6 protein-coding genes and 1 tRNA gene are annotated in these 9,220 nt (G+C 52.6%); 6 read left to right on the top strand and 1 reads right to left on the bottom strand.

The window, feature by feature from the left end; all coding sequences use genetic code 11:
* Nucleotides 1-76 (top strand) — tRNA-Gly (locus ACVA58_RS25955).
* A gap of 849 nt (nucleotides 77-925) precedes the next feature.
* On the opposite strand, the gene queG is transcribed toward ACVA58_RS25955, so the two are convergent.
* Entirely contained in the window at nucleotides 926-2,053 is a 1,128-nt protein-coding gene (gene queG, locus ACVA58_RS25950; RefSeq protein ID WP_446513149.1) for a tRNA epoxyqueuosine(34) reductase QueG, read from the bottom strand.
* 179 nt (nucleotides 2,054-2,232) lie between these two features.
* Between queG and ACVA58_RS25945 the strand changes: the two genes are divergently transcribed.
* Genes ACVA58_RS25945 through miaA form a run of 5 tightly spaced genes read left to right on the top strand, consistent with a single transcriptional unit; the run spans nucleotide 2,233 to nucleotide 9,194 of the window.
* Nucleotides 2,233-3,723, top strand: coding sequence for an NAD(P)H-hydrate dehydratase (locus ACVA58_RS25945; RefSeq protein WP_446513145.1), 1,491 nt, complete (start codon nucleotides 2,233-2,235; stop codon nucleotides 3,721-3,723).
* A gap of 7 nt (nucleotides 3,724-3,730) precedes the next feature.
* The gene (gene tsaE / locus ACVA58_RS25940) at nucleotides 3,731-4,195 is read left to right on the top strand and encodes a tRNA (adenosine(37)-N6)-threonylcarbamoyltransferase complex ATPase subunit type 1 TsaE (RefSeq protein ID WP_446513144.1); all 465 of its coding nucleotides are present in this window, start codon (nucleotides 3,731-3,733) and stop codon (nucleotides 4,193-4,195) included.
* A gap of 4 nt (nucleotides 4,196-4,199) precedes the next feature.
* On the top strand, nucleotides 4,200-6,083 hold the full coding sequence (locus tag ACVA58_RS25935) for a LysM peptidoglycan-binding domain-containing protein (protein WP_446513148.1): 1,884 nt from the start codon (nucleotides 4,200-4,202) through the stop codon (nucleotides 6,081-6,083).
* Nucleotides 6,084-6,085: 2 nt separating this feature from the next.
* The gene (gene mutL, locus ACVA58_RS25930) at nucleotides 6,086-8,266 is read left to right on the top strand and encodes a DNA mismatch repair endonuclease MutL (RefSeq protein WP_446513143.1); all 2,181 of its coding nucleotides are present in this window, start codon (nucleotides 6,086-6,088) and stop codon (nucleotides 8,264-8,266) included.
* Entirely contained in the window at nucleotides 8,259-9,194 is a 936-nt protein-coding gene (gene miaA / locus ACVA58_RS25925; RefSeq protein WP_446513142.1) for a tRNA (adenosine(37)-N6)-dimethylallyltransferase MiaA, read from the top strand. Before mutL ends, miaA begins: the two co-directional genes overlap by 8 nt.
* Nucleotides 9,195-9,220: the final 26 nt, after the last annotated feature.

The following is a 9,220-nucleotide window of genomic DNA, read 5'->3' as shown; positions in this document are numbered from 1 at the left end:
GCGACACTAGCTCAGCTGGTAGAGCGCAACCTTGCCAAGGTTGAGGTCACGAGTTCGAACCTCGTGTGTCGCTCCAATTTCAGGATAGATGTGCTCCCACGAGGAACCTCGCGTACCTAGTCGGCCACGTCGCTCCAATTTCATTGCTGCCGCTGCATGAGCAGGGGAACGGCAAAGCTACTACTGTGAAGTATTAGTTCAATTGCAACATTCCTGGGTTAATCGATTCTCGATAATCTTGTGTGTTGTTTCAATGTTCCATAGCCTGAGGGTTATTGGGAACCATTATGAAGCGATCAGCTTCGAAAACATCATTGTTGATTTGCCCCTACAGCCTTATGGCTGTTTATTTTTATTAAGCAATATCGAAATGCTCTGTTTGGTGTCAAATGACGACACAAGCTCTTTGAATGGTGTGATACGGGTAATGTAAATTGCCAGCAGGGAGCTGTGAATCGTATCTGTCTTAATTTATCCCGACCAGCTTATGCCTGAATGCCTTGTCGTTCGTGGGTTTGAGCCTGTGGCGGATAGAAAATACTGAGATCGTGCACAGAGTTATCCACAATTTCATGTTGTGGGTAAGTCGGTTGATTACGTGTGCCGATACAGTGTGAACAAGTCTGTATTTATCTTTTTATTCTTCAATCGAACAATAATCTAAAAAAAATCATCCACAATGTAAAGTGTTGTTTTTTATAGATTTGGATGCCTTTATTCAAGACTTATATACAACTTGATCCACTCTGTGGATGTTTGGATAACTTTTTTTGAGTAGGCCCTATTGGGCTGTGTTTAATATTGGGAATAGCAGATAAACAGACAAAATTGAAAATGTTTTCCACATTAGCTCAGAAGCCTGATCAAGCTCTCACTATGTGTGGATAACGTTGCAATATGGCAGCCGGACAGTTTTTCCTCCCCACTAGGCATCGCGTGGTAGGCCTTTCTCCACGATGCGCACTAGTCGTTTAGTGCTCACAGGCAGGACATTGATAGCAGCCTGTTGGCGCTTCTCGAGTTGCTTGCCTTTTGCCCAATGGATGTGTTCATCCAATAACGCATTTTCACCCTCTCTGGACTCCAATGCTTCGATGATTTCTGGGCTATATGGGGCATTTCCCATCGCAATGGTCAAATTTCGTAGCCATTGAATATGGCCGATGCGGCGAATTGCTGAACCTTCAGTGTTTTTCAGGAAAGCGGCTTCGGTCCAAGCATACAGTGTAGTCAAAGGTTGCAGGCGTAAGTTGTCACGGCAGTGATAATCGGTTTCTTTTGTCACTTCGGAAAAGCGGTTGAATGGGCAGACGAGCTGGCAATCATCGCAGCCGTAAACTCGGTTGCCTATCGCTTCCCGGAACTCTTCAGGGATCACACCGTCAAACTCTATGGTGAGATAAGAAATACACCGTCGAGCATCAACCACGCCTTCTTCGACAATTGCTTGGGTGGGGCAACTGGTCATACAGGCGACGCATTTACCACATTGGTTTTCCTCAGGGCTATCAACAGGCAATGGTAGGTCGATAAGCAGCTCACCAAGGAAAAACCATGAGCCAGCCTGTTGGTTCAGTAGCAACGAGTGCTTACCGGTCCAGCCCAGTCCGGCTTTTTCAGCCAGCGGGCGTTCCAAGATGGGAGCCGAATCAACGAATGGCCGATAGCCAAATGGCCCCACTTCCTGCTCAATCAATTGCCCGAGTCGCTTGAGCCGGTTACGTATCAGCTTGTGGTAGTCACGGCCGAGGGCATATCGGCTGATATAGGCGGTCTCTGGATGACTTAGACTGTGGGCAAAGCTTGCCTCAGGTGGTAGGTAATCCATTCTTGCGCTGATCACCCGAACGGTGCCAGGGTGCAGTTCTGCTGGGCGTGCCCGCATCATGCCATGGCGGGCCATCCAGTCCATGTCGCCATGGTAGCCAGCATCGAGCCAGCGTTGCAGTTGCGCTTCATGTTGGCTCAAATCGACATCGCTGATCCCAACCTGCTGGAAACCGAGTTCTAGGCCCCATTGCTTGATTTTTTGGGTCAGATTGCGATAGTCGATGGTCATACTTGCAGTACCGGGCTTAATAGGGGGCGGAAGTTTACCACAACCACAGCAAATGTTGAGAGGATCATCATGAAGATCTTGGTCTGTTGATCGTACTAATTGATGTTGTCGCTACAATGGAGCTTGCCAATGTGGCATAGGTCCGCCATGTTGACGAGAAAAGGGAGGCTTTCATGAGTACGGAATATTGGTCTGGCAAACTTTACCGAGCTGAGCAGGTTCGCCGGGGAGAGCAGCAGGTCGCTGCACAGCAGCAATTGGATATGTACCAGTTGATGGAGCGGGCCGGCACCGCGGTGTTCCGAGTGCTTGAGCAAGAATTTTCCCGTCAGCAGCACGTATTGGTATGCTGTGGCGGCGGTAATAACGGTGGGGATGGCTATGTCGTCGCCCGGTTGGCATGCGAAGCTGGCTATCAGGTGACGCTTTGGCAGTTGGGGGAGGCTGCGCGGCTTACAGGAGATGCAGCCAAAGCCCGGGATGCCTGGCTGGCGGCCGGAGGTCAGATTTTGCCCCCCGGTAAGGCGATCCCAACCACGATCGAGGTGGTGATCGATGCTTTGCTGGGAACCGGCCTCAGCGGTGAGGTACGCCCTGAAGGGCAGCGGTTGATCGCGATGATCAATCGGATCTCGTTGCCTGTGATCGCGGTCGATATTCCGTCTGGGCTTTGCGCGGATACCGGGAAGATCCTCGGTCAGGCCATCAAAGCCTGGGTCACGGTGACCTTTATAGGTAGCAAGCAAGGCTTATGGACGGCGCAAGCGGCTTGTTATGTTGGCCACGTGCAGTTTGCAGGGTTGGAGGTGGCGGATGCCTTTGAACAAATCGAGTCGTCTTCGGTAATAGTAAGCCAAGCCTCCGATATCGCGTTCTGTTTGCCCCCAAGGCAGCGTGATGCCCATAAGGGTGATCACGGTAGGATCTTGTTGGCCGGAGGTGATCATGGGATGGGTGGGGCGATTCGTATGGCGGCCGAAGCGGCGGCAAGGGCCGGAGCAGGCCTGACGGCCGTACTGACGCAACCTGACAATGTGTTGGCAATTGTGGCAGCAAGACCTGAAATAATGCCCCTTGGTTGGCTGGATTCGGACAGTGCAGTCCTGGCCCAGCGATTGCGTTGGGCCGATGTGTTGGTTTTGGGCCCTGGACTCGGTCAATCGGCGTGGAGTCGGACTTTATACGACGTTCTCGCCCAGACAGACAAAAGACATGTGGTGGATGCAGATGGATTGAACTTATTAGCGCATTCACCAGACTATAAAAATAATCGTATAATTACTCCTCACCCCGGAGAAGCGGCAACGTTGCTGGCCTGTTCGGTCGCGGAGGTGGAAGCCGATCGCTTCTGTGCCGCAAGATCCCTGCAACAGAAGTATGGCGGAGTGGTCGTGCTAAAAGGTGCAGGGACCTTGGTGGATGATGGTACCCTATGCTGGGTATGTGCAGCGGGGAACCCAGGAATGGCAACGGGTGGGATGGGGGATGTGCTTTCCGGTATCATAGGGGCGTTGCTGGGCCAAGGTTTGTCTTTGGCAGCGGCTGCCAGATGCGGAGTATGGATCCACAGTACCGCTGCCGACCGCTGCGCAGCAGAGGGGGAGCGTGGTATGCTTGCCAGCGATTTGTTCCCTCATATTCGACAATTAGTAAATCCAAGATAAGAAGACAATGCATAGTTTTGAAATCCTGCTCGTTGATGAGCAGGCGACGGTAGATTTAGGCCACAAACTGGCCCACTCCTGTCAGCGCCAGACCACCATTTATCTTCATGGTGACTTGGGCGCTGGGAAGACCACCTTTAGCAGGGGCTTTATTCGCTCTTTGGGCCATCAGGGGAATGTGAAAAGCCCTACCTATACTTTGGTGGAACCTTATGAACTTCCGCCTTGGCAGGTCTATCATTTCGATCTGTACCGTCTTGCGGATCCTGAAGAGCTAGAATTTATGGGGATCCGTGACTATTTTGCCGCGGATGCCATCTGCTTGGTGGAATGGCCGGAGAAAGGGGCTGGCGTATTACCAGAAGCTGATCTTGAATTAGATATGCGCTATCACGGTGAGCAACGTAAAGTTACCCTGACGGCAAATAACGAATACGGTAGTGAACTCATTAAACGCTTGGAGTTGTGTTGATAGGATGTCGTTACGGGCTTTTTTGAATGCTGTGATTTTAGGGGCCAGTCTGTTTAGCTCATTGGCCATGGCAAATGAGTTGAAAGGGATCAGGGTTTGGCCGGCACCAGAGGAAACTCGCGTGGTGCTGGATCTAAAAGACGAGGCGGTTTTCAGCTATTTCACCTTGACCAAGCCAGATCGCTTGGTGGTGGATCTCAAACAGACTTCGTTGAAAACAAAGTTGCCTGTGGTGGTGAAGGACAGTGCGATCCTGACCAAAATTCGCAACAGTGGTGCGCCAGAAAAAGGGACCTACCGCCTGGTGCTGGAAATGAAAGCGGGGATGACCCCGAACCTGTTTACGCTAGCACCCACGCCCGATGGCCATTACAGTCATCGCTTGGTGTTGGACTTGCCGCATGGCAAAGCTGCCCCAGTAAAGAAGCCTGAATCGACCTCGAAGCAGTCTGTTGCGAACCAACAGGCCATATTGCCTTATGGCAGTGACGATATTATCGTCGCGATCGATCCTGGCCACGGTGGAGAGGACCCGGGGTCGATTGGTCCGAGCCGTTTATATGAAAAGAAAGTGACGTTGGACATTTCCAAGATAGTTGCGGCCCGGATCAATGCTACCCCGGGAATGAAGGCCGTGATGACCCGTCAGGGGGATTACTTTGTTAACCTCAACCGACGTACCGAATTGGCCCGTAAAAAGCGTGCCCATTTACTGGTCTCTATTCATGCTGACGGTTTCCATAAACCTCAGCCACGTGGCGCATCGGTATGGGTACTCAATACCCGCCGGGCGAACAATGAAATTGGCCGCTGGCTTGAACAGCATGAAAAGCAGTCCGAGTTGCTCGGTGGCGGTGATGTACTGTCCGGTGGCAGTGATGACCAGTATTTGAGTATGGCGGTTCTCGATTTGCAGTTTAGCCATTCCCAGAAGGAAGGCTATGACGTCGCCAGTCGGGTGCTGAAAGAGATGAGCAAGGTCACGACCTTGCACAAGAGCAAGCCGGAGCATGCCAGCCTGGCGGTGTTGAAGTCTCCGGATATTCCGTCGTTGCTGGTTGAAACGGGGTTTATCACCAACCCGACCGAGGAGCGACTGCTAAACTCGAAGTCACACCAGAACAAACTGGCGGATGCGGTCTACCGTGGCGTATTGTCGTATTTTAACGAGAAGCCACCGGAAGGGACCCTATTTGCTTCTCGCAACCAGGGAGTCAAGCACAAGGTCGCCAGTGGTCAGTCGCTGAGCGTGATCGCTAACCGTTACGGCACGTCTGTGGCAGCTATAAAACAGGCTAATAATCTCAAGTCGAATACCTTGAAGGTCGGCCAGGTGTTGGTGATCCCGGGTAAAGCACCGGTAACGGCACCGGCAGCTGTGACGACAACCACTAAGACGGTGACGCATACCGTGAAGCGTGGAGACTTCCTAGGCAAGATTGCTAGCCAGTATGGGGTGACTGTCGAGAGTATCAGGCGTGATAATAAATTACGTTCCGATGAACTGGCAATCGGCCAAAAACTGAGAGTGTCAACGACGGTTCCGGTAACCGCTCCCACAACGGTAGCTAGAGCGACAACCACCAAAACGGTGACGCATACCGTGAAGCGTGGTGAATTCCTTGGCAAGATAGCCAGCCAGTATGGGGTGACTGTTGCGAGTATCAGGCGTGACAATGCGTTACGTTCCGATGAACTGGCGGTTGGCCAAAAGCTGAAAGTTTCAGTGAAGGCCCCGGCATCGGTGGTTCATACCGTGCAGCGGGGGGATTTTCTCGGTAAGATTGCCACTCGCTATGGAGTGACTGTCAGTCGTTTGCGTGAAGCGAACCAATTACGCTCAGATAAATTGGCGGTTGGACAAAAACTTACTATTCCGAGTAGTTGATTATGCCTATTCAGATCTTGCCAGCTCGTTTGGCGAACCAAATTGCTGCTGGTGAGGTGGTAGAGCGACCCGCGTCGGTGGTCAAAGAGCTGGTTGAAAACAGCTTGGATGCGGGAGCAACCCGCATCGATATTGATATCGATAAAGGCGGCAGTCGAACAATCCGGATCCGTGACAACGGCAAGGGGATCCCAAAGGACGAGCTGGGCTTGGCCCTGAGCCGCCATGCAACGTCAAAAATTGCCACGCTCGATGATCTAGAAGCCATTGCCAGTCTGGGCTTTCGTGGTGAGGCGTTGGCCAGTATTAGCTCGGTGTCGCGCCTGACCCTAACCTCTCGCACAGCCGAGCAGGAAGAGGCCTGGGCCGCGTATGCCGAAGGGCGGGATATGGAGGTGCAACTCAAGCCCGCAGCCCATCCTGTCGGGACTACGCTGGAGGTGTTGGATCTGTTTTTCAATACGCCGGCCCGACGTAAATTCCTCCGTACCGAAAAGACCGAATTCGGCCATATCGACGAGCTGCTAAAGCGCATCGCCCTCAGCCGGATGGATGCCACCATTAATCTCCGTCATAACGGTAAGGTGATTCGTCAGTATCGTGCGGCCAGCACCCAAATCCAGAAAGAGCGTCGCTTGGCCGCTGTGTGCGGGCAGGCCTTCTTGGAGCATGCCCTGGCGGTTGAATTGGCCCATGGCGATCTCAAGCTCGGCGGTTGGATTTGCAGCCCGCAGGGCGCAAGATCACAGAACGATATCCAGTACTGCTATGTCAACGGGCGGATGATGAAAGACAAGCTGATTAATCATGCTATCCGCCAAGCTTACGAGACCAGTCTGGCCGCCGATCAATATGCGGCCTATGTGCTGTTTATAGAGGTCGATCCACACCAAGTGGATGTCAACGTGCACCCGGCCAAGCATGAAGTTCGCTTTCATCAGGCCCGTTTGGTGCATGACTTTATTTGTCAGGGGTTGCAAAGCGCCTTGATTGAAGGGGCGGCGGATGACGCCGATCAGATGGTGAATGCGCCGGCTCCTAGGGCCAGTGCCCGAGCACCGGAAGCGCCGTACTCATCGACTTCACCCTCAACTCAGCCTTCCCATTCTCATGGTATTGCCGAACCCAATGCGGCATTGGCTGCCGTGGCTCGCACCCCGGATTACCCCAATAAGGCTCCTGCCCGAGACTGGCTTGTAGCTGGCACGCCTTCAGGAAGGACCGCTGTCAGTGATGCTGGCGATCAAGGCTCTGAGCCTGAATCATTAGGCTATCGCGATAGAACGGATACCTCCTATGTTCCGTCAAGGGATGAACAGACCTATTGTGGAAATGATGGTTCAACGGGTGGATCTGGTCGCTCTGGTGGTAATAGCCGCTCCCGCTATCAGGATGACGGCCCTAGTCCGGAAGAAGTCGAGGTCTACCAGCAGCTGATGCAGACGGTGGAATCGTCGCCGACGCCAGCGTCATCGAGTTTGCCGGTATCCAGCCAGTCTCTAGCTAGCCAATCGCCTGCTCAACCACAGGCCAAGCAGACCGCTTCCTTCCATGAGAGGAAAGCTGTCAGCCAGGTGCCAACCCGTCAGGATACCATCGATACGACCAATGGAGTCGGGCTGGGCAAGGCCCTGTCGCTGGTGGCGAAGCAATACTTACTGCTTAACCGTGATGACGGTCTGGCCCTATTGTCATTGCCCCGGGCTCAGAGCCTGCGGAGCAAAGGGCAGTTACGTTTGGCCCAGGGTGAAGGGTTGAAACCGCAGCCCCTGCTGATCCCCCATTCCATCCCCGTCGAGCCGAGTATGATAAACTGCGCCGAGCAGCATGCGATGTTGCTTAAGCAGCTCGGCATACAGCTCAAGGCCAAGAACAAACAGCAGTTGATTATTTTGTCGGTATGCCAGCCATTGCGTCAGCAGAACCTGCAACAATTGATACCGGCGCTGTTAGCCTACCTCATGTCCGTGGCCGAAGATGCCGAAGCGCAAGGGTGGGACAAACTGTTAGACTGGCTGGCAGGGCAGCTGACTGTGCCCACAGAAGCCTATACCTTATCCCAAGCAATCCAGTTGGTCACTGAACTGGAGCAGCTATGGGGCCCAGAACTCGAACACTTTTTTTCAGACTTGTTGCGCCCGGTTGACGTGAGCGCAGCAGTAGAAGCTTTTAATTATGACTAAGCCACTACCACAGGCAATTTTCCTGATGGGTCCGACAGCGTCGGGCAAAACTGATTTGGCGATCCGATTGCGCCAACAACTTCCGGTAGAGTTGATAAGCGTTGATTCAGCCCTTATCTATAAGAATATGGATATCGGTACGGCAAAGCCCGATGCCGACGAGTTGGCGCAAGCGCCACATCGATTGATCGATATTCGTGATCCAGCGCAAAGTTATTCAGCTGCAGACTTTCGCGCTGATGCACTGAAAGAAATGGCTGATATAGTTGCACAAGGGCGCATTCCTTTATTGGTTGGTGGTACTATGTTGTACTACAAAGCATTATTGGAAGGTTTGTCGCCATTGCCAGCGGCTGAACCGGTGATCCGAGCTCAGATTGAGCAGGAAGCGGCGGAGAAAGGCTGGCAGGCGATGCATGAGGAATTGGTACGGATCGACCCAGTTTCCGGGGCGCGTATCCACCCCAATGATCCCCAGCGCCTTTCACGCGCATTGGAAGTTTTTCGTATTTCGGGTAAAACTTTAACTGAGCTGACGAAAACTCAAGGCGATACTTTGCCTTACAGGGTTCACCAGTTTGCAATAACGCCCACGGATAGGGCTGTGCTGCATCGGCGGATCGAGCAGCGTTTTGAGAAGATGATCGACGCAGGTTTTGAGCAGGAAGTACGAGCTTTGTATGAACGCGATGATCTGCACCCAGACCTTCCTTCAATTCGTTGTGTTGGTTACCGTCAGATGTGGGAATATTTGGACGGGCAGTGTTCTTTGGATGAAGCGGTTTTCCGCGGTATCTGTGCTACTCGTCAATTGGCGAAGCGTCAAATTACCTGGCTGAGAAGCTGGAAAGATCTGACGTGGTTGGATAGCAGTGACCCAGAGTTGGCGTTACAAACCGTCACAAACTCAGTTAGATGTGATGTTTGATTAACGTGTATACTGGTTACTGTTTT

The organism is Photobacterium sp. DNB22_13_2, assembly GCF_052873915.1.
This window is presented reverse-complemented; position numbering and strand designations above follow the sequence as displayed.

What these genes read in the sequence shown, in the direction of transcription:
- ACVA58_RS25945 (WP_446513145.1), top strand. Translation starts at nt 2,233, where the DNA reads ATGAGTACGGAATATTGGTCTGGCAAACTTTACCGAGCTGAGCAGGTT.
- tsaE (WP_446513144.1), top strand. Translation starts at nt 3,731, where the DNA reads ATGCATAGTTTTGAAATCCTGCTCGTTGATGAGCAGGCGACGGTAGAT.
- ACVA58_RS25935 (WP_446513148.1), top strand. Translation starts at nt 4,200, where the DNA reads ATGTCGTTACGGGCTTTTTTGAATGCTGTGATTTTAGGGGCCAGTCTG.
- mutL (WP_446513143.1), top strand. Translation starts at nt 6,086, where the DNA reads ATGCCTATTCAGATCTTGCCAGCTCGTTTGGCGAACCAAATTGCTGCT.
- miaA (WP_446513142.1), top strand. Translation starts at nt 8,259, where the DNA reads ATGACTAAGCCACTACCACAGGCAATTTTCCTGATGGGTCCGACAGCG.